Source organism: Roseomonas mucosa ATCC BAA-692, assembly GCF_000622225.1.
GTDB classification, from domain to species: Bacteria; Pseudomonadota; Alphaproteobacteria; order Acetobacterales; family Acetobacteraceae; genus Roseomonas; species Roseomonas mucosa.
On sequence record NZ_JHWD01000001.1, the window covers coordinates 187,714 to 206,695 of the forward strand.

Annotated in this window: 22 protein-coding genes; 11 read left to right on the forward strand and 11 right to left on the reverse strand. The window is 71.5% G+C overall.

Translation table 11 applies throughout. From position 1 onward, the window contains the following. Positions 1 to 408 carry a cytidine deaminase gene (cdd, locus tag BT98_RS0100865; protein WP_019460240.1) on the forward strand — a complete coding sequence of 136 codons (408 nt, stop codon included), beginning with the start codon at positions 1 to 3 and terminating at the stop codon, positions 406 to 408. On the opposite strand, the gene BT98_RS0100870 is transcribed toward cdd, so the two are convergent. Next, positions 398 to 1,045, reverse strand: a complete 648-nt coding sequence (locus BT98_RS0100870; RefSeq protein WP_019460241.1) for a nucleotidyltransferase family protein — start codon at positions 1,043 to 1,045, stop codon at positions 398 to 400. The genes cdd and BT98_RS0100870 overlap by 11 nt on opposite strands. Before the next feature lie 148 nt (positions 1,046 to 1,193). On the opposite strand from BT98_RS0100870, the gene BT98_RS0100875 reads away from it, so the two are divergent. Then, entirely contained in the window at positions 1,194 to 2,672 is a 1,479-nt protein-coding gene (locus BT98_RS0100875; RefSeq protein WP_019460242.1) for a M81 family metallopeptidase, read from the forward strand. A 52-nt stretch (positions 2,673 to 2,724) separates the two neighbouring features. Here the strand turns inward: BT98_RS0100875 and BT98_RS0100880 are convergent, their stop codons facing one another. Next, positions 2,725 to 3,954 carry a polyhydroxyalkanoate depolymerase gene (locus tag BT98_RS0100880; protein ID WP_019460243.1) on the reverse strand — a complete coding sequence of 410 codons (1,230 nt, stop codon included), beginning with the start codon at positions 3,952 to 3,954 and terminating at the stop codon, positions 2,725 to 2,727. A gap of 266 nt (positions 3,955 to 4,220) precedes the next feature. Between BT98_RS0100880 and BT98_RS0100885 the strand changes: the two genes are divergently transcribed. Next, a complete protein-coding gene (locus BT98_RS0100885) occupies positions 4,221 to 4,868 on the forward strand; it encodes a glutathione S-transferase (protein WP_226946017.1) in 648 nt (215 codons plus the stop codon). A 102-nt stretch (positions 4,869 to 4,970) separates the two neighbouring features. Here the strand turns inward: BT98_RS0100885 and BT98_RS0100890 are convergent, their stop codons facing one another. Beyond that, on the reverse strand, positions 4,971 to 5,561 hold the full coding sequence (locus tag BT98_RS0100890) for a hypothetical protein (protein WP_019460245.1): 591 nt from the start codon (positions 5,559 to 5,561) through the stop codon (positions 4,971 to 4,973). A 199-nt stretch (positions 5,562 to 5,760) separates the two neighbouring features. On the opposite strand from BT98_RS0100890, the gene BT98_RS0100895 reads away from it, so the two are divergent. Continuing rightward, positions 5,761 to 6,312 (forward strand): nucleoside 2-deoxyribosyltransferase, encoded by a 552-nt coding sequence (locus tag BT98_RS0100895; RefSeq protein ID WP_019460246.1) that lies wholly within the window; start codon positions 5,761 to 5,763, stop codon positions 6,310 to 6,312. A 91-nt stretch (positions 6,313 to 6,403) separates the two neighbouring features. On the opposite strand, the gene BT98_RS22745 is transcribed toward BT98_RS0100895, so the two are convergent. Then, positions 6,404 to 6,682, reverse strand: a complete 279-nt coding sequence (locus tag BT98_RS22745) for a DUF3072 domain-containing protein (protein ID WP_019460247.1) — start codon at positions 6,680 to 6,682, stop codon at positions 6,404 to 6,406. 118 nt (positions 6,683 to 6,800) lie between these two features. Here BT98_RS22745 and BT98_RS0100905 point away from each other — a divergent pair, with 118 nt between their 5' ends. The 3 genes from BT98_RS0100905 (at position 6,801) to BT98_RS0100915 (ending at position 9,873) form a co-directional block, all read left to right on the forward strand. Continuing rightward, the gene (locus BT98_RS0100905; protein ID WP_019460248.1) at positions 6,801 to 7,652 is read left to right on the forward strand and encodes a uroporphyrinogen-III synthase; all 852 of its coding nucleotides are present in this window, start codon (positions 6,801 to 6,803) and stop codon (positions 7,650 to 7,652) included. Between the two features lie 310 nt (positions 7,653 to 7,962). Next, entirely contained in the window at positions 7,963 to 9,525 is a 1,563-nt protein-coding gene (locus BT98_RS0100910) for a D-aminopeptidase (protein ID WP_019460249.1), read from the forward strand. A gap of 135 nt (positions 9,526 to 9,660) precedes the next feature. After that, positions 9,661 to 9,873: a hypothetical protein gene (locus tag BT98_RS0100915; protein ID WP_019460250.1), complete on the forward strand. Its 213-nt coding sequence runs from the start codon at positions 9,661 to 9,663 to the stop codon at positions 9,871 to 9,873. A 10-nt stretch (positions 9,874 to 9,883) separates the two neighbouring features. On the opposite strand, the gene BT98_RS0100920 is transcribed toward BT98_RS0100915, so the two are convergent. The 3 genes from BT98_RS0100920 to BT98_RS0100930 form a co-directional block, all read right to left on the reverse strand. After that, complete coding sequence (locus BT98_RS0100920; protein WP_019460251.1) at positions 9,884 to 10,465, reverse strand: 3'-5' exonuclease; 582 nt, start codon at positions 10,463 to 10,465, stop codon at positions 9,884 to 9,886. A gap of 184 nt (positions 10,466 to 10,649) precedes the next feature. Continuing rightward, positions 10,650 to 11,189 (reverse strand): hypothetical protein, encoded by a 540-nt coding sequence (locus BT98_RS0100925; protein WP_019460252.1) that lies wholly within the window; start codon positions 11,187 to 11,189, stop codon positions 10,650 to 10,652. A gap of 3 nt (positions 11,190 to 11,192) precedes the next feature. Further along, positions 11,193 to 11,780, reverse strand: a complete 588-nt coding sequence (locus BT98_RS0100930) for a bactofilin family protein (RefSeq protein WP_079253330.1) — start codon at positions 11,778 to 11,780, stop codon at positions 11,193 to 11,195. Between the two features lie 411 nt (positions 11,781 to 12,191). Here BT98_RS0100930 and BT98_RS0100935 point away from each other — a divergent pair, with 411 nt between their 5' ends. From BT98_RS0100935 to typA, 4 genes are all read left to right on the forward strand, one after another. Continuing rightward, positions 12,192 to 13,175: an adenosine kinase gene (locus BT98_RS0100935; protein WP_027297118.1), complete on the forward strand. Its 984-nt coding sequence runs from the start codon at positions 12,192 to 12,194 to the stop codon at positions 13,173 to 13,175. 203 nt (positions 13,176 to 13,378) lie between these two features. Continuing rightward, a complete protein-coding gene (locus tag BT98_RS0100940; RefSeq protein WP_139341675.1) occupies positions 13,379 to 13,624 on the forward strand; it encodes a hypothetical protein in 246 nt (81 codons plus the stop codon). 205 nt (positions 13,625 to 13,829) lie between these two features. Continuing rightward, positions 13,830 to 14,408, forward strand: coding sequence for a hypothetical protein (locus tag BT98_RS25815; RefSeq protein ID WP_051004864.1), 579 nt, complete (start codon positions 13,830 to 13,832; stop codon positions 14,406 to 14,408). 304 nt (positions 14,409 to 14,712) lie between these two features. Continuing rightward, positions 14,713 to 16,542: a translational GTPase TypA gene (typA, locus tag BT98_RS0100955; protein ID WP_019461467.1), complete on the forward strand. Its 1,830-nt coding sequence runs from the start codon at positions 14,713 to 14,715 to the stop codon at positions 16,540 to 16,542. Between the two features lie 145 nt (positions 16,543 to 16,687). Here typA and BT98_RS0100960 read toward each other — a convergent pair whose 3' ends face one another. The 4 genes from BT98_RS0100960 to BT98_RS0100975 all read right to left on the reverse strand — a co-directional run bounded on the left by BT98_RS0100960 (position 16,688) and on the right by BT98_RS0100975 (position 18,981). Continuing rightward, the gene (locus BT98_RS0100960; protein ID WP_019461466.1) at positions 16,688 to 16,996 is read right to left on the reverse strand and encodes a hypothetical protein; all 309 of its coding nucleotides are present in this window, start codon (positions 16,994 to 16,996) and stop codon (positions 16,688 to 16,690) included. Positions 16,997 to 17,045: 49 nt separating this feature from the next. After that, positions 17,046 to 17,888, reverse strand: coding sequence for a SirB1 family protein (locus BT98_RS0100965; RefSeq protein WP_019461465.1), 843 nt, complete (start codon positions 17,886 to 17,888; stop codon positions 17,046 to 17,048). Positions 17,889 to 17,935: 47 nt separating this feature from the next. Then, complete coding sequence (locus tag BT98_RS0100970; protein WP_019461464.1) at positions 17,936 to 18,322, reverse strand: histidine triad nucleotide-binding protein; 387 nt, start codon at positions 18,320 to 18,322, stop codon at positions 17,936 to 17,938. Between the two features lie 74 nt (positions 18,323 to 18,396). Further along, the gene (locus BT98_RS0100975; protein WP_019461463.1) at positions 18,397 to 18,981 is read right to left on the reverse strand and encodes a phosphoribosyl-ATP diphosphatase; all 585 of its coding nucleotides are present in this window, start codon (positions 18,979 to 18,981) and stop codon (positions 18,397 to 18,399) included. Position 18,982 lies beyond the last annotated feature (1 nt).

Consider the following 18,982-nt stretch of genomic DNA (forward strand, 5'->3'; position numbering starts at 1 on the left):
ATGTCCGGTCCCGATGATCTGGTATCGGCGGCGCTGGCGGCGCGGGGGCGGGCCTATGCGCCCTATTCCCGCTTCCAGGTCGGCGCCGCGCTGCGGACGGAGGACGGCGCCGTCTTCGCCGGCTGCAATGTCGAGAACGCCGCCTTCCCCGAGGGCACCTGCGCCGAGGCCGGGGCGATCGCCGCCATGGTGATGGGCGATGGCAGCCGGCGCATCGCCGAGGTGGTGGTGGCCGCCGAGGCGAAGGAGCCCTGCACCCCCTGCGGCGGCTGCCGGCAGAAGCTGCGGGAATTCGGCACGGCGGAGACCACCGTGCGGATGGTGGATGCGGCGGGGAAGACCGTGCTGCTGCGGCGCCTGGGCGAGTTGCTGCCGGACAGTTTCGGGCCCGGGAGCTTCATGGGGTGAGCGGGCCTCCCTTTGGGCCCGGCTCGGCGATGCTCAGCCAGGGCCAGCGGGCGCGGTAGGATTCCGCCTTGCGCCGGAACAGGTCGTGCCGGTTCCCGCTCAGCGGGTTCATGCGCAGGATGCCGGCCTCCAGGTCGCCGAAGCCGTCGGGGGCGTGGACCGCGCCCGTGGCGGCCTCGATGCCGATGCAGGTGCAGGCGACGAGGTAGCGGCCGATCCCGTCGCGGGCCGAGGTCAGGCGGGGATAGGGCGAGCCGAAGCGCTGCTCGTACCAGAGATGCACGCGGGCCTGGTTCTTCACCTCGATCACCGCGCCCATCCCGTCGTGCAGGTCGCGCGTGGCCTCCGCGACGCGCCGGATCACGGCGTCCTCGGCCTCCCAGGACAGGTCCCGGTCGTCGAAGTAGAAGACGTCGTAGTCCTTGACGCCCTGGCCGGCGGGCTGGCCGGAGCGATGGTTCCAGACGGCCTGGAACAGGCAGCCCGCCGTCAGGAAACCCTGCGGCAGGCCCAGCGCCGGCAGGCGCTCCAGCAGCGCGGCGTTGACCGGGTTGGTCGAGATTCGGGCCAGGAAGGATCCGGCGGAAGCGTCCGCAGAGGGAGCGGAGGAAAAACCGGGGCGATACCGGTCCAGCATGAGGCGAGTCTCTCCCTGGGGACAGGACTGGCGGCCGATCTGGCGGAAGAGGGCCGCGACGGACGGAAATGGCGTCCCTGCACTATGGTATATCCGGGCGATGGCCTGGGATCATGCCGCGCCGTGTATCTCCGCCCGAGGATTCGCCATGCGCATCTTCTCCGCTTGTCTGGCCCTGGAAACCAATACCTTCTCGCCGATGCCGACGAGCTACCGGAACTTCCTGGACCAGCAGGCCTGGCGGCCTGGCGAGCATCCGGCTGAGCCGACCATGCAGACGGCCGCCTTCTGGGTGACCCGTCGCCGTGCGGCGGCCGACGGGTACGAATTCATCCCTGGTTCCTGCTTCTGGGCCATGCCAGGCGGGATGGCCGGCCGCAGCGCCTATGAGCGGATGCGTGAGGAGATCCTGGCGCAGCTTCGTGCAGCGCTGCCCGTCGATGCCGTGGTGCTCGGCCTGCACGGCGCGATGGTGGCGCAGAACTATGACGACTGCGAAGCCGACCTGCTGGAGCATGTCCGCCGCATGGTCGGTCCGGAGGCGGTGATCGGCGTCGAGCTCGACCCGCATTGCCACCTCACCGTCCGGCGCTGCGAGATCGCGGACATCATCGTCCTGTACAAGGAGTACCCGCACACCGATTTCGTCGAGCGTGGCGAGGAACTGCTCGACCTGGTCCTGGCGACCCTGCGCGGGCAGATCCGCCCGGTGATGTCGCTCTGGGACTGCCGGCTGATCGCCTCCTTTCCCACCACCGAACAGCCGATGCGCGGGCTGGTCGACCGCGCGATGGCGCTGGAAGGCCGGGCGGGCGTGCTTTCCATTTCGCTGGGCCATGGCTTCCCTTCGGGCGACGTGCCGGAGAGCGGCGCGCGGGTGCTGGTCGTCACGGATGATGCCAAGCCTGTGGGCGACCGCCTGGCCCGCGAGTTCGGCGAGGCCATGGCCGCGATTCATGCCCACCCCGCGAAGCGCTTCCTGGAGCCGGCGGAAGCGGTCGCCGAGGGGCTGCGGCTTGCCGCGACGGCGGAAGCGCCCGTGACCATTGCCGATACCTCGGACAATGCCGGCGGCGGTGCTCCGTCGGACAACACCACATTCCTGCGCCTGCTGACCGAGGGTGGCATCGCTGGTGCCTCGGTCGGACCGATCTGGGATCCGCTTGCGGTCCGCCTGGCCTTCGACGCCGGGCCCGGCGCGAGGATGCGCCTGCGGATCGGAGGCAAGGCCTGCTGGGCCTCGGGGCAGCCGCTGGATGCGGAGGTGGAGGTCCTGTCCTGCGTTCCCGAGGCATATCAGAGCTTTGCCGGCGGGCCGGTCGATCTCGGGGATGCCGTCGGGATACGCACCGCGACAGGGGTTGGTGCCGTGCTGACGTCCCGGCGCCGCCAGGCGATGGGCCATGACCTTTTCTCGAACATGGGAATCGACCCGCTCGGCGAGCGGCTGCTGGTGGTGAAGTCCAACCAGCATTTCCATGCGTCCTTCGCGCCGATCTCAGCCACGGTGCTCTACGCGACCGGCGACGGGCTCCTGGCCACGGATTACCGCCGCTATCCCTGGTCGAGGGTGGCCCGCCCGATCCGGCCGTTGGATACGGAGGTGGAGGGGCGGCTGCTCCTGTGAACCTCGCACCTCCTCCCGGCCCGCATCGCCGTGGCGCGGGCGGTGCCCGGCGTCAGTTCGTCGTCTGGATCATCTCGCGCACCACCGGATAGATCTCGTTCGCCCAGCGGCGGCCGTTGAAGACGCCGTAATGGCCGACGCCGGTCTGCAGGTGGTGGCGCTTCATCGTCACGGGGATGCCGCTGCACAGGTCCAGCGCCGCCATGGTCTGGCCGATGCCGCAGATGTCGTCGTTCTCGCCTTCCACGGTCAACAGGGCGGTGCGGCGGATCGCCTCCGGCCGCACCTTCCTGCCGCGCCACTGCATGGTGCCGCGCGGCAGCTCGTTCTCCTGGAAGGCGGAACGGACGGTCTGCAGGTAGAATTCGGCGGTGAGGTCCATCACCGCGAAATACTCCTCGTAGAAGCGCCTGTGCGCCTCGATCGCGGCCAGCGCCCCGGCGGCGATGTTCTCGTACTGCGTGGCGAAGGCGCGGGCGTGCCGGTGCAGGTTCATCGACATGAAGGCGCTGAGCTGGGTCGTGCCGGGATAGACGCGCCGCCCATGCCCGGCGAAGCGCCAGGGCACGGTGTCGATCAGGCTGCGCTCGAACCACTCGATCGGCCTGGACTGGGCGAGGCGGTTGACCCCGGTGGGATTCCGCCGCGTGTCGATCGGTCCGGCCATCAGCGTCATGGAGCGCGGCTGGTGCCGGTTGCGGGCCTGCGCCATGACCGCGACGGCGGCCAGCACCGGCACCGCCGGCTGGCAGACGGCCAGGACATGGGTGGGCGCACGCTCCTCGCCGCCCATCTCCTCCAGGAAGCGGATGATATGTTCGATGCAGTCGTCGAGGTCGAAGCGCCCGGCTTCCAGCGGCACGTCGCGGGCATTGGCCCAGTCGGTGATGTAGACGTCGTGGTCCTGCAGCAACACCTGCACCGTGCCGCGCAGCAGGGTGGCGAAATGCCCAGACATCGGCGCCACCACCAGCACGCGGGGCTGCGGCAGGTCGCTGTCCTTGCGGAGATGCAGCAGCCGGCCGAAGGGGGTGGCGAAGACCTCCTCCTCTTCGATCGCCACCAGGGCATTGCCGGCCCGGACGGGAGCGAGGTGGAAGGCCGGGCGCTTGTGGGTGACGCGGAGCTCGGACAGGACCTCCAGCGCCGCCGAGGCGCGGCGAAGCAGGGGTGCCCCCGGCTGCAGCGGATGCAGCGGGCGCAGCAGCGGCGCCAGCCCATGGGCGAGGCCCTGCCAAGGGGCAAGGAGATCGGTCCCGAACTGGTAGAGCGCGTAGTTCATGGGTCCGATCGGTCTCCGCGCTGGACCATGGGCCGGGCCGGGGCAGGCTGCACCCGCCGGAAGGGTTTGCTGCGACGCAGCATATAGCAGCCGCACCGGAACGCCCAGGCGAAACGCATCCCGGCGGAACGGAACGCGGGGCGGGGCCGGTTGCGGCCGGTGCTGTCGGCCCTGGGAAGTGCGCGATTCCCTGGCGGTGCCGAAGTGCCTAAGCTGTGTGGTGTCGGATTCAGGACCGGAGGCCGGGTGCCATGGCGGATGCCAGATTGCTGATCAGCAGTCGCAACTATTCCTCCTGGTCGCTGCGCGGCTGGCTACTCTGCCGCCTGGCGGGGCTGGAGGTCGAGGTTTCCGTTGCGGCGGCGGACGATCCTGTGGCCCGGGCGGAACTGCTGATGCGCTCCTCCTCCATCCTGCTGCCCTGCCTGATCCATGGCGAGGTCACGGTCTGGGACACGCTGGCCATCGCCGAATACCTGAACGAGACCTTCCCCAAGGCTGGTCTGCTGCCGGAGAACCGGGCGGCGCGGGCACGCAGCCGCTCGATCTCGGGGGAGATGCATTCCGGCTTCTCGGCGCTGCGCTCCTCGCTGCCGATGAACCTGCGGGCGCATGTGCCGGACTTCACGCTGTGGTCGGGGCCGAAGGCCGATATCGATCGGATCCTGACGATCTGGAACGAGTGCCTGGAAAAATGGGGCGGGCCCTGGCTCTTCGGCGCTCGGCCCGGAATCGCCGATGCCATGTACGCGCCGGTGGTGACACGCTTCCTGACCTATGGCGTCCGCCTGGACGGCGCCGCGGCCCGCTATGCCGACACCATCATGTCCTGGCCGGACATGGCCGAGTGGGTCGCCGCAGCGAAGGCCGAGCCCGAGCATGTCACGGAGCTGGACCTGGAAGCCGAGTTCTGAACCAACCGGGGCCAAGGCGGGGCGTATGTCCCGTCTGGCACCGCCCTGTCCCCGGCGGCCCGCCACGAAGCGCGATGCGGCCCGGGAAGGCCGGCACCCGTATCAGGTCCCGGCGGCACCCATCCTGGCGAGCAGGGCGCGGACCCGGTCGGGCGGCAGCGAGACCACGATCGGCCGCGGGCCGTTGAGCCGGAAGCGCAGCGGCTGGTTCACCGCCGCGGCCGCCCGCAGGTCCACCTCCGGGATGAAGCTGGCCACGGTTTCCGTGTAGAGGCAGCTCCGCCCCGAGGGGCCCTGGCCGCAGCGCAGCGTGTGGTCGATCTCCCGGATCGGGGCGGGGGGATGGTTGGCGATGCTGATGCTGTCGAAGCGCTGTCGCCCCGGGCCGGCATAGGTCACCTCCACCGTGGCGCGGAAGACCCTTTCCCGTGCGTCCTGCCTCGCCCGCCCGGCGCCCAGCGCGGTCAGGACGCGGGGCAGGGGTGGGCCGTCCGGGTATTCCTCGATCCTGGGAGTGACGCTGTAGACCAGGAAGGGCTGGCCCGGCTCGTCCGTGACCTGCACCGAAACCGGCTCCTGCGGCGGCAAGGGCTGGCCCGGCACGATCGGCGGCTGCGGCGTGGCGCAGGCGGCCAGCAGCAGGGCCAGGCCAAGCGGTGCGGATGCCGGGAAGGCGCGGGTGCGGGGGGCCATCCAGGATCAATGGCACCGGTGCAGGGCTCGCGGCAAGGCGGCTCGCGGCCACCGGGTCCGGGACGGGGCGGAGTGCCCTTCCGCCGGGGCGGCACCCAGAGGGGGAAGGCGGCGGCCTTCACCGAAGGAGGACCGATCCCCTGGACGCCGGGCGGCGCCCGCGCGACAGAAGGGCGGGACAGCCGAGGGAGAATGCGGGATGAGGGCCTATCTGGCCGGGCCGGACGTGTTCCTGCCGAAGGCGCGTGAGCATGCGCGCCGCAAGACCGAGATCTGCGCCCGCTATGGCATCGCCGGGCGCCCGCCGCTGAACGAGGATGCGGAAGGGCTGGCGGCCGAGACAACCTGGCTCGGCATCTATCGCAAGGATGTGGCGATGATGGAGGAATGCGACATCGTGATCGCGAACCTCACGCCCTTCCGCGGTCCTTCCGCCGATTCGGGCACGCTGGTGGAGATCGGCTGGTTCCTGGGGCGCGGCAAACCGATCTTCGGCTATTCGAACAGCGCCAGCCTGTTCGAGACGCGCAGCCGCACACAGGTCGCGGCGCTGCCGGACCCGCTGGAGGGCATCACCATCGAGGGCTTCGGGGCGCCCGACAACCTGATGATCCCTGGCGCGGTGCTGGATGGCGGTGGGCTGCCGATGGTGCTGCCGCCGGATGGGCGGGACCGGGCCTTCGATGCGCTGGACGTATTCGAACTCTGCGTGGCGCAGGCGGCGGAGAAGCTGGGCCTGCGGCGAGGCTAGTCTGGGCGCCTGGGGCGCTGTGGTCCCCCCGAGGCGAGGACGGGGCGTGGGCCAGTTTCCCCCGCTCCATGCCGCCCCGCGGCGATCCGCCCTAATGGTCGCGGCCGCGTCCGGTCTTGGCCTGCAAGGCATCGATCCGCTTCGAGGCGTCCGCCTTGCTGAGCTTCGGGTCGAACTCCTCGCCCGCCTCCTCGCTCAGCGTCTTGAGATAGCTCGCCTGGGCGCCGGTCATCGCCTCGTCGCCGGTGGTCCAGTTGTCCGGGTCCTTTACCGTGTTGGAGCCGGGATCGGGATCCGTCTTGGGATTCTCCGCCGCTTCCTGGGCCGCATTTTGGGCGGCTTCGGCGTGTGGACCGTGCTTCTGAGCCATGGATCTGGCATCCTCGTGTTGATTGTTCTCCAAACGTTCGTGTCCGGCCCGGGTTTCGCCGCCTCACCAGGGCACCACCCCGATGCGGAACACCCGACGAGGAATGAAGGAAGAGCCCATGAACAGCCCTGTGGACGGCGAGGCGGGGAACCAGGGCGTGGCCGGGCCGCTGGCCGGCCGCCGCGTCGCGGTGCCCGAAACGCGCGAGCTGGAGACCATGTCCCGGATGCTGGAGCGCCAGGGCGCCTCGGTGCTGCGCTGCCCGCTGGTCGCCATCCTCGACCTGGAGGACACGGCGCCTGCCGAGGCCTGGCTGCGGCGCTTCATCGACACGCCACCGGACGACCTGATCCTGTTGACCGGAGAGGGACTGTCGCGCCTGCTGGGTGTGGCGGAACGGTCCGGGCTGACGGAGGGCTTCCGTGCCGCGCTGCCCGGGGTGCGCCGCATCGTGCGCGGGCCGAAGCCGACGGCCCGTCTGCGAAGCCTGGGCCTGGGGCCCGACATCTCCGCGGCCACGCCCACCACGGCCGGGGTGATGGCCGCGCTGGAGCCCCTGCCGCTGGAGGGGCGGCGCGTGGCGGTGCAGCTCTATCCCGACAATCCCAACGAGGCGCTGCTGGGCTTCCTGCGTGACCGTGGCGCCCGGCCCGATCCGGTCGTGCCCTATGCCTATGCCTCGAAGGAGGATGACAGGCGTGTCCTGGCGGTGATCCGCGAGATGGCGGCGGGGGCGGTGGACCTGATCGCCTTCACCTCCTCCCCCCAGGTGCGGCGCCTGCGCGAGGTGGCGAAGGCCAGCGGCGAGGAAGCGCTGCTGGCCGAGGCCCTGGCCCGCACCCGCATCGCCGCCGTGGGCCCGCTGGTGGCGCGGGCGGTGGAAGAGGCTGGCGGCCATGTCGCCATGCAGCCGGGCGAGAACTTCCACCTCAAGCCGATGGTGGGCGAGATCGTCGCGGCGATCGGCTGATCCGGAGGGACGGCTGCCCCTGGGCACCGCGGCCGGTGCCTCCCGTTCCGGCGTTGCGCTGTCCCCGGGGGCAAGGCTCCGCCTTTCCCCCGGACCCCCTATCCGCCAGGACCCTGAGGGTCCTGGACCTCCCGTTCGCTGGTGCTCGCTGATGCCGGATCGCGCCGGAGAGCATGGCTTTCCGGCGGGCAGCCACCCAAGCGCAATGCCCGAAGCCCTGGCACCCACCGGCCGGTGTCGCGCGTGGAGGTGGCCAGGACCGTCGCCCAGGGGATTTGCGGAGCGGATGGGAGGGGCTTCAATGCCGTGCATGAGCCAGACCGCGCACCGCCTCGACCGAGTCCTCGGCAGCCTGCCCGACCGCTATGCCGGTCCTGGGGGCGCGGTGGCGGTGCTGCGGGACGGACGGGTGGTGGCGAGCCGCTGCTGGGGCTGGGCGGATGCCGAAAAGCGCCTGCCCTTCACGGAGCGGACACCCTTTCTGGTCTGTTCCATCACCAAGCAGTTCACCTGCGCCCTGCTGCTCGACCTCTTTCCCGACCCTTCGGTGCTGGACGAGGAGATCCGTCGGCTGATGCCGGATCTGGCGGGGGAAGCGCCCGGCATCCTCGATCTCTGCCACAACCAGTCGGGGCTGCGGGACTACTGGGCCCAGGCGATGCTCTGCGGCGCGCCGGTGGAGGGGCATTTCGGCCCGGAGGAGGCGCGCTGGCTGATCGGGCGGACGCGGAGCCTGCATTTCAGGCCGGGCACGCGCTTCTCCTACGTCAACCAGAACTTCCGCCTCCTGTCCGAGATCATCGAGCGCCGCACGGGGCGGGGTTTCGCCGCGCTGCTGCGCGAACGCATCCTCGACCGCGCAGGCATGCCACGGGCCGGGCTGAACCCGGATACCTCGGCGGTGCGGGACGGCACGGTCGGCTATGAGGGCTCCCTGGCGGGCGGCTTCCGCGTGGCGGAGAACCATATCCACTGGACGGGCGATGCCGGCCTCGCCGCCTCGCTGGAGGACATGATCGCCTGGGAGCGCTTCATCGACGCGACCCGGGACGAGGCGGACGGGCTCTACAACCGGCTTTCCGCGCCGGTCGCCTTCCGCGACGGCAGGCCCGCCGCCTATGGTTTCGGCCTGGGGCGTGGCGCGCTGCTGGGGCGCCAGGTCACCGCCCACGGCGGCGGGCTGCGCGGCTGGCGGAGCTTCCGCGCCCATGCGGCGGCGGAACGGGTTTCCGTCGTGGTGCTGTTCAACCACATGGCCGATCCCCGCGCCGCCGCCGCCGAGCTCTTCGGCGCGCTGCTGGACCTGCCCGCCGATCCGGCGGCAGCGCCCGTCGATGCAACCCTGGCCGGCTGCTACCTGGAGCCCGAGACGGGGCTGGCGACGCGGGTGGAGGCGATGCCGGACGGGCGCCTGCGGCTGGGCTTCTCGGGCGGGGCGGAGATCCTTTCGGCTTGCGTGGAAGGCGGTGCCGCCAGTGCTGCGAGCCGCCTGTTCCGCGAGGGCGATGCCGTCATCCTGGAGCGTGCCGGTGATAATCTCCGGACCCGGCTGGAGCCGCGCGGTGGCGAGCCAGGCTCCGGCTTCGAGGGGCGCTTCCGCTGCGAGGAACTGGCGGCGGAGCTGACCATCGCCGCGTCGGGCGGGGCGCTCTACGGCGCCTTTTCCGGACGGCTGGGGGAGGGGATGATGCAGCCGCTGCTGCCCTTCGCCCAGGACATGCTGTTGCTGCCCTGTCCCCGCGCGCTGGACTTCGCCCCACCCGGCGACTGGACCCTGCGTGCCCTGCGCGATGCCGCTGGCGAGGTCGCGGAGATCCGCGTCGGCTGCTGGCTGGCGCGCGGCCTGCCGTTCCGGCGGATCGCGGCGGGATAGGCTTGGCCTGGCCGGCGGATGGAAGGCGGATCGCGCGCCACGAGGGCCGGATCGGTGGGCGGAGGCATACGAGGGCGGCTCCCAAACGTTGCTCCCGAATGCGGGGCATGTCGCCCCGGTATCCGGAGAAGCCCGATGAGCGATGCACGCAAGCCAGGGGGTAGCGGTGCCGAGGACCCGACCAAGGCTGAGGATTCCAGCCACACGCCCGAGGGAGCGCCGACCGACAAGGCCCATGAGGATGCCGGCGACGGGACACTGGCCGGCTCCACCCCGGCCGGGCTGACGCTGGAACAGCTGCGGGAGCAGGCCCGCAGCGACAAGACGGATGACGGTGGCACCGGCTGACGGCCCGCCCTTACCCCTGCGCCGTCGCGGCGGCCCTGTGCTGTTCCGCGCCGGCCCGGGCCGCTTGGCGCACGGCCTCGAAGAGACGGTGGGCGCGCCGTGCATCAGCCAGGGCACGGTGCTCCGGCGGGCCGAGCGCTTCGTCCGCCTGCCGGGCCTCGGCCACGATCCGCCGGACCTGTTCGGCACGCTTCGCCGCGGCAAGGCCGGCTTCGCGGAGGATGCGGTCGGCCTCGGCCTCCTCGGCGGCATCCGTGTCGCCCAGACGCAGCGCATGGCGCGGCAGGCCAGCCGCCCGGAGCAGGCGGCTGAGCCATTGCCCGTCCCAGGACGGGGCACTGGCCAGGATCTCATGCCCTGCCAGGGCCTCCATCATCCGCGTCGCGACCGCTCCGGGCGCTTCGCCCTCGGCCTCCAGCCGCGCGCGGGACAGGCGATGGATCGCCTCGGCCTCCTCCGACCAGACCGTCCAGTCCGGGGCCGGGCGGATCAGGTGCGCTTCCTCCGCGCCGTCCTCCAGGACCCAGCCGACCTCGACCGGAAAGCCGCCCTTCTCCAGGGAGGATGCCTCGAAATCCAGGAATGCCTTCATGCCGCCTCGTCCCGCGCCGGCCTTCCGGCCGCTCCGGAAGGCTCCCCTCTAACGGCCAGGACAGTGGCAGGGTGCAATCCGCACCGTCATCCGCCGTGCACAGACGCCATGGTTGGGGGCCTGCTGCGGCCTCGCGTTGCGCTTGTGGTTCCCCCCCCCCGGGCGGGGGGCCAGTGACGGTGCGTCAGGCGCCCGGCGGGCGGGAGCCGAGTTCGCGCAGGCAGGCTTCCTCGGTCACGCGGCCGGTTCCGGCGGCGCGTGCCGCGGCCCAGGCAACCAGCATCTCGCGCCCGCTCGGGTAGAGGATCAGGTCAAGCTGGCAGCGCTGGCCGCTGTAGAGCCAGATTTCCGCCGGCCCCTCGACCCGCCGGAAGACCGGCTGGCCCAGGGCGGCGCGGACGGCGGGGCCCGTCTGGCCACGCAGGCTCGCCACGCTGGCGGGCGGGACGCCGGGGCGCAGCGCCATGGCGGGCTGCACCGCCGCCGGTTCCGCCTTTCCGCCTGCCGCCCCGGCGGGAAGCGGGTTCTCGCCGGACACGGCGATCAGGCTGGCGCGGTAGTTCCGCATCACCTCGTCCAGGACCGCGCTGCGGTCCGGCAGCCCGTCCGCCGGTCCCGCGCAGGCGGCCAGCAGGGGCGCCGCAAGGAGCGCAAGAAGAAGGGGGCAGGCCCTGAAGAGCCCGCCCCCTTGCTTCCGGTGTGCGGCGGCACGGTGCCGCCCCATGGATCAGACCTCGGCGGGCTCGGCGCTGGGGAAGGCCGGCACGCCCATGCGCGGCGGGTTGTTGTCCGTCAGCATCTCCATGCGGCCGGAAAGCTGCCCGCCATCCTCGACCTGCAGGCGGCGGCAGCGGGCCACGCCCAGCACCCGGCCGGTGGCGCGGATGACGAGGTTGCCGCGGGCGGTGATGGTGCCGTCGAACACGCCGGCGACCTCGGCGTTCTCGACCTCGACCTCGCCCTTGAACACGCCGGTGCCGCTGATGTTCAGCTCATGGGCGTGGATCATCTGGCTCTCGACCGTGCCCTCGACCACCAGGCGCTCGGCATCCGAGACGGTGCCCTGCAGGCTGATGCCCTTGCCGACCACGAGGGTGCGGCGCTCGGCCTCCTGCGGCGCCTGCGGGCGCTGCGGCGCGGCCGAGGCGGGCAGCGGGCCACCCATGGGGCCGGACGGCGCGCCGGGGCGCGGCTGCGCGCCGGGGAAGGGGCTGGGCTGGGCGTTGGGCGCGTTGTTCATTCCGGGATTCATCCCTCCGGGGTTCATGCCTTGGGGCAGGCCCGGCATGGCGTTCGGCTTCGGCGGCAGGCTCATGGCGGGGTCCTTGGCGGCGGCGCCCGCCGGCGGCGCCGGGCGGAAGGGCGGCACGGTCAGTTCTGGATCACGGGCAACAGGCACTGCGGCCGACGAAGCCTCGGGTGCGGGTGGAACAGCATCCTCCCGCTTGCGTCGGAAGACGGACATGAAGCTGCTCCCCCTTTTTTGCGTTGAGCACCCACCGGAACGGTCTCCCCTCGGCCCGGCGGTCCCGGCTGGCGCGGCCCCCGCCGCGCACTTCCGGGACCCACCGGCTAGCACGCTGGCGTGACGATCATCAATTGTGGCTGATCGGCACGGCAGGTGTGGCAGAATCGCCATCCCAGCCCAGGGAGGCGGAATTCCCCCGGCATGCTGACGTCCGGCGCCATGCCTGCTACGCCCGCACTCCCATTCCGGAGTCCGCGCATGACCGCCCCGTCCCTCGACATCCTCGGCATCGGCAATGCCATCGTGGATGTGATCGCCCGCGCCGAGCCGGAGCTGCTGCGGCGGCAGGGCCTGACACCGGGCGAGATGCGGCTGGTCGACACCGCCGAGGCCGATGCGCTCTACGCGGTGATGGGGCCGGGGACGGAGAGCAGCGGCGGTTCCGCCGGCAACACCTGCGCCGTGGCGGCGGGGCTCGGGGCGAAGGTGGGCTATCTCGGCAAGGTTGCCGACGACCAGCTCGGCCAAGTCTTCGCGCACGACATGCGGGCCATCGGCGTGCACTTCCCGACCGCGCCCTCGACCGGCGGCACGCCCACCGCGCGTTGCCTGATCCTGGTGACGCCGGACGGGCAGCGGACCATGAACACCTATCTCGGCGCCTGTGTCGAGTTCGGTCCCTCCGACGTGGACGAGGCCGCCGTGCGCGGGGCCAAGGTGACCTACATGGAGGGCTATCTCTTCGACCCGCCGGCGGCGCAGCAGGCCTTCCGCGCCGCCGCCGACATCGCCCGGGCGGCGGGGCGGGAGGTCTCGATCACCCTGTCCGACCCCTTCTGCGTCAGCCGCCACCGCGACGCCTTCCGCGCCTTCGTGCAGGAGCGGACCGACATCCTCTTCGCCAACGAGACCGAGATCCTGAGCCTCTACGAGACGGAGAGCTTCGAGGAGGCGCTGGCGGCGGCGCAGCGCGAGGTGCGGGTGGCCGTGCTGACCCGCAGCGAGAAGGGCAGCATCGTGGCCATGGACGGACAGGTGCACGAGGTCGCCGCCGTGCCGACGCAGGTGGTGGACACGACCGGCGCAGGCGACGCCTATGCGGCGGGCTTCCTGGCCGCCCATACGCGCGGCCTGCCGCCAGGCGAATGCGGCCGCTGGGGCAGCGTCGCGGCGGCGAAGGTCATCGCGCATTTCGGCGCCCGGCCGCAGGTGGACCTGAAGGCGCTGGTCGGCCTGGGGTGACCTTTTCCAAGGGGTGGTGCCTCCCTCGGGAAGCGGCTTTCCCAGGGCGCCGCCCGCGTCCCTGCCACCCCGGCGCGCGGAAGCGCCATGCTTTCGCCCCCATGCGGCCATGCGACGGGGACAGGGTGGCAACCTTCCCGCGCCGGGGTGGTTGATCGCCCGTGTCCCCCCGGACGAACCCGAGCTCCGATGAGGAGAGAACCATGCCCAGAGCCTTGATCCGCCTTGCCGCGGCCACGGCCATGCTGGCCGGGCTGGCGGCCTGCGCCGGCGACAGGCCGCCCGGCACCGGGGCCGCGGCGGCGACGGCGCCCTATTCGGCGGGCCTCGCCCCGACCGAGCTCGTGCCGGGACGGGACATGGACCGCCCGCTGAGCTCCCTGCGCCCGAGCCGCGACGGCATGGAGCCGACGGTGGACGCCAATTCGCCGGCCCGGATCACGGACTGATCCGTGGCGGGCCCGGCGGGCCGCGACGGCCCGCCGGAACAGAGCCGGGGCGTTGGCGCGAGGCGCGCTACCGTGGCCGGCCCTTCCTTCCGATCCGTTGTTGGCCCAGCTTGCGCTTCGCCGGATCGGATTCCGCGGAAGCCGGCCCATGCCGGGTTTTCCGCCCTGGTCTCGACACGACGACCGGAAGAAACGAGGAGAAATCATGTCCACGCGCTTCCTATCCCTTTCCCTGGGCGCGATGGCGCTCTCGGCAGTGGCGCTGACGGCTCCGATGGCGGCCTGGGCGCAGGGTGCCGCCGGCGAGATGCAACGCGCCCATGGAAACCCGTCCGCCATGCCCACGCTGCCCGGGCAGGACCGGATCGCCCATGAGGCGGATCAGGCCGACATCAACGACATCCACGGCTTCCTGACCTCGGCCCGTGCCGCCGTGGCGCGGCGCCAGTTCGGCCAGGCCAACGAGTTCGTGGAGCGGGCGGAAAGCCGCATCCTGACCCGCAGCCTTTCGGCGACGGCGCCCAGCGCCTCCGCCGCCAATGCCGAGGTCCTGGCCCGGGCGGCCCGGCCCTATGAGGGCCCGGTGGTGCGGGCGCTGTCCCAGGCGCGGGCCGCGCTGATGCGGCGTGACGCCCGGGCCTCGCTGGCCGCGCTCGACGAGGCCGATGCGGCGCTCTCCCGCCCGGCCGCGCCGCCGCCCGGCATGCGCCCGGCTTCACCGCCGCCCCCTGCGGGCTCTATGCAGCCCCCGTCTCCGGGCAGCATGCCGCCCCCGATGCGCTGAGGCTGGGGAGGTCCGGCCGGGCAGGTTCCCGGACCGGCCTCCGCCCGAACGGCTGTCCGGGAAGTTTTCGTGATCTTTCCCGGATGGCGGGCTCCGGACCGGCTTCCCAGGGCGCGCTTTCTGGGGTCTGATACGGCCGGAGCCCGCCTTTCCCGACCTTGGGAACAGGCGCGCGCGTCTGTGGCGAGCCCGGTGCAAGGCTTCAACCCTCGCTTTTTGCCGCACGGTCGCCTATTTGTGTGCCGCAACATGGCGCTGTCGGGGCATTTCCGGCTTGCGCAACGCTACCGGGACATCCCTGCTCATGGAACTTCGCAACGTCGCGATCATCGCGCACGTCGACCACGGCAAGACCACGCTCGTCGACAACCTGCTGAAGCAGGCCGGCGCCTTCCGCGCCAACCAGGCCGTGGCCGAGCGCGCCCTCGACCGCAACGACCTGGAGCGCGAGCGCGGCATCACCATCCTCGCCAAGTCCACGGCGGTGGAGTGGAAGGGCGTCAAGATCAACATCGTGGACACGCCGGGCCACGCCGATTTCGGCGGCGAGGTCGAGCGCATCCTCTCCATGGTCGATGGCGCCATCGTGCTCTGCGACGCCGCCGAGGGGCCGCTGCCGCAGACCAAGTTCGTGCTGACCAAGGCGCTGGCCCGCGGGCTGAAGCCGATCGTGGTCATCAACAAGGTGGACCGCCAGGACGCCCGCCCGGACGAGGTGCACAACGAGGTCTTCGACCTCTTCGCCGCCCTCGGCGCGACGGACGAGCAACTCGACTTCCACACCATGTTCGCCTCGGGCCGCCAGGGCTGGGCCGACCTGACGATGGACGGGCCGCGCAAGGACCTGTCGCCGATGTTCGACCTGATCCTGAGCCATGTGCCGGCGCCGAAGGTCGATCTCGACAAGCCCTTCGCCATGAACGCCTCGATCCTGGAGGCGGACAACTTCCTCGGCCGCATCCTGACCGGCCGCATCGAGCAGGGCACCGCCAAGGTGAACATGCCGGTCCGCGTGCTGCGCCAGGACGGCACGGTGGTCGAGACCGGCCGCCTGACCAAGCTGATGACCTTCTCCGGCCTGGACCGCGTGCCGGTGGAGGAGGTGCAGGCGGGCGACATCATCGCCATCGCCGGCCTGTCCGACGCCACCATCCCGGACACCATCGCCTCCCCCGAGGTGACGGAGCCGCTGCCGGCCATCCCGGTCGATCCGCCGACCCTGAGCATGACCTTCCGCATCAATGACGGCCCGCTCGGCGGCCGCGAGGGCAAGAAGGTCACCTCCCGCCAGATCCGCGACCGTCTCTTCAAGGAGACCGAGGGCAATGTCGCGATCCGCGTGAAGGACAGCGAGGAGGCCGACAGCTTCGAGGTTTCCGGCCGCGGCGAGCTGCAGCTCGGCGTGCTGATCGAGACCATGCGGCGCGAGGGCTTCGAGCTCACCATCGGCCGCCCGCGCGTGCTGACCCGCGAGAACGAGGAGACCGGCGAGCGCGAGGAGCCCTTCGAGGAGGTGCTCGTCGATGTGGACGAGGAGTTCTCCGGCGTCGTCGTGGAGAAGCTCTCCATGCGCAAGGGGCAGATGCAGGACATGCGCCCCTCGGGCGGCGGCAAGGTGCGCCTCACCTTCCACATGCCCTCGCGCGGCCTGATCGGCTACCACGGCGAGTTCCTGACGGACACGCGCGGCACCGGCATGATGAACCGGCTCTTCCTGGGCTATCAGCCCTGGGCCGGGCCGATCGAGGGCCGCCGCAACGGCTCGCTGATCAGCAATTCCGATGGCGAGGCGATCCAGTACGCCCTGTTCTACCTGCAGGAGCGCGGCACGCTCTTCGTCGATCCGGGCGTGAAGGTCTATGTGGGCCTGATCCTCGGCGAGCACTCCCGGGACAACGACCTGGAAGTGAACCCGATCAAGGAGAAGAAGCTCACCAACATCCGTGCCGCCGGCAAGGACGAGGCGCTTCTCCTGACCCCGCCCCGCCGGATGAGCCTGGAGCAGGCCATCGCCTATATCGAGGAGGACGAGCTGGTGGAGGTGACGCCTTCGGCGATCCGCCTGCGCAAGCGCTACCTCGACCCGCATGAGCGCAAGAAGCACGCCCGCCGCTCGGAGAGCGCCGCGGCGTAACAGCCGGGGCCTTTGTGCCCCGGTCGATTTCGGAAAGGGCGGCGCATCGCCGGATGCGCCGCCCTTTCTGTTTCGGGCGCCGCCCTGTCCCCGGGCGGGCCGCCACGAGGCGCGGCGCCCAGGGCCGGCGGCCGCCGCGCCTGGATCAGGCGAACTCGCCGCGCAGGAAGCCCAGTGCCGGTAGGGGGGACCATTTGCGTGGCAGGTCGGCGCGGCGGATTGGTGCCACGCTGTAATGCGGCACGGGCTGCTGGCTGCTGCGCAGGAAGGTGGCGTAGGCGCGGACCTGTTGCTCGCGCCAGCTGCGGTCCGCCAGGGCGGCGTCGCGGCTGGCGTAGATGTTCGCGATGCGGCTGGTCTTGCCGACCGAGGCGATCACCGCCCAGATCTTGTCTTCCGGGGAACCGCGGAGGGAGGGACCCTGTGCGGGCCGCAGACTGACGACTTCGCTCATTCCCCGCATCTAAGCGCGCCCCGGCACCGGCCAAAAGGGGGGATCGCGCTCAGTTCAGCCTTTGCCGCAGCTCCTCGATGAGCTGGCGGATGCGGTCGGCGGATTCGCCCGCGCCGGCCAGTTCCAGGAAACGCTCCAGGCTGGCGATGGCGGCGCCGATGCGGTCCAGGCGCTGGTTCATCAGCCCGGCCTCCCGCCACAGGCCGGCGGCATCGGGGGCGAGGCGCAGCATGTCCTCGGTGCAGGAGAGGGCGCCCGGCACGTCGCCGGCGCGCAGGCGGCGCAGCTTGATGTTGTTCTGCAGGCGCAGCAGCACCGCGCGCTTGCCCATCGGCGCCAGCAGGCCGGGGCGCAGCTCGGCGCGCTCCCCCTCGACGGCCTTGAGCAGGTTCCGCAACTCGCGCGGACCCAGGGACTGGCCGCCGGAGAAGGGGTCCGTCACCACCTGGCCGCGCCCGCCCTCGATCCCCAGCAGGAAATGGCCGGGGAAGTCGATGCCGTGCGCGCCCCAGCCGGCGGCCTCCGCCGCGTGCAGCCAGAGGATGCCGAGCGCCACCGGTAGGCCGCGCCGCCGCTCGGTGACGCGGATCAGGTTGGCGTTGGAGAGGTCGTCATAGCTCTCGGTATCGCCGCCATAGCCACCCGCGCCGTGGATCACCCGCACCAGCAGGGCGCGGCGGGCTTCCGGGTCGCCGCCATCCGCCTCGGGATCGGCCATGGCGGCCTGGACCACCTCGCGCGCCAGGGCGGAGAGGAGCTGTTGCGCGGCCTGCCAGTCGGCCTCCGGCGCGTCGATGCGCGCGAACTGGAGGGCCACGGTGACGAGGTCCAGCTCCGGGTCGGGCAGGCTGCCGGCCGCATCGAGCGCGGCCCGGGCCTCGGCGGCGCTCATGCCGGAGGAACAGCCGAAAAGGGCGCCGGCGGGGTCACGGCCTCCGCTCAGCCTTCGGCCGGGGAGAGCATCCGCCCCAGCGGCCTGCCGCCGAAGAGATGGACATGGAAATGCGGCACCTCCTGCCCGGCATTCTCCCCCATGTTGGACAGGGTGCGATAGCCCGGCTGCTCCAGGCCCAGATCCCTGGCCACCTTGGCCACGGCGCGCCAGAAGCCCGCGATCTCGGCCTCGCTGGCCTTGCCGGCGAAATCCGCCAGCGAGACGTAGCGGCCGCGCGGGATCACCAGAACGTGCACGGGCGCCTGCGGCGCGATGTCGTGGAAGGCGACGGCCCACTCATCCTCGTGGATCGTCTTGGCGGGCAACTCGCCGCGCAGGATGCGGGCGAAGATGTTGCCGTCATCATAGGGCGGAAGGCCGCTGACGGGCATGGTTTGCTCCTCCGGACATATCCCTCTTTCCTGGGACGCGTCCGGCCTGGACGCAAGAGGGGCGCAGCCGTCAGTCAGGGCAGCTTGGTGGTACGGGCCGCGCGCAGGACGCCCTTGGGCCGGGCGGCCTTCTCGGCGATGCCGCTGATGCCCTCGCGCCGCGTCAGCTCACCCCAGACCTCCTCGGGGCGGATGCCCGCATCCACCCAGACCACGATCAGGTGATAAAGCACGTCGGCGCTTTCCAGCACGGTGGCGTGGCGGTTGCCGAGCGTTGCCTCGATCACGCATTCCACGGCTTCCTCGCCCAGCTTCTGGGCGACCTTGGCGGTGCCGCGCGCCATCAGCCGGGCGGAGTGGGAGGCGGTCACATCCCCGGAGACACGGCGCTGCTCCACCGTCTGCCAGAGCCGTTCGAGGATCGTCACATCGCCCCGCGCCGGCACGTCGAGCGGCTGGAGGTGCTTCTTCTCCGCCGCACGGGCGCGCTTGGCGGGCGGCAGCGGCACGGCCGGCAGGGTTTCCGGCAGCGGCAGGGCGGGCGCCTTCTTCTTGCCCTTGGCGGCCGGCTTGGGCTTGCCCTTCGCGGCCGGGATGGCGACGCGCTTCTTCTTGCCCTTGGCGAGATCCTCGCGGGCGCTCTTGCTGTCCTTGGCCATG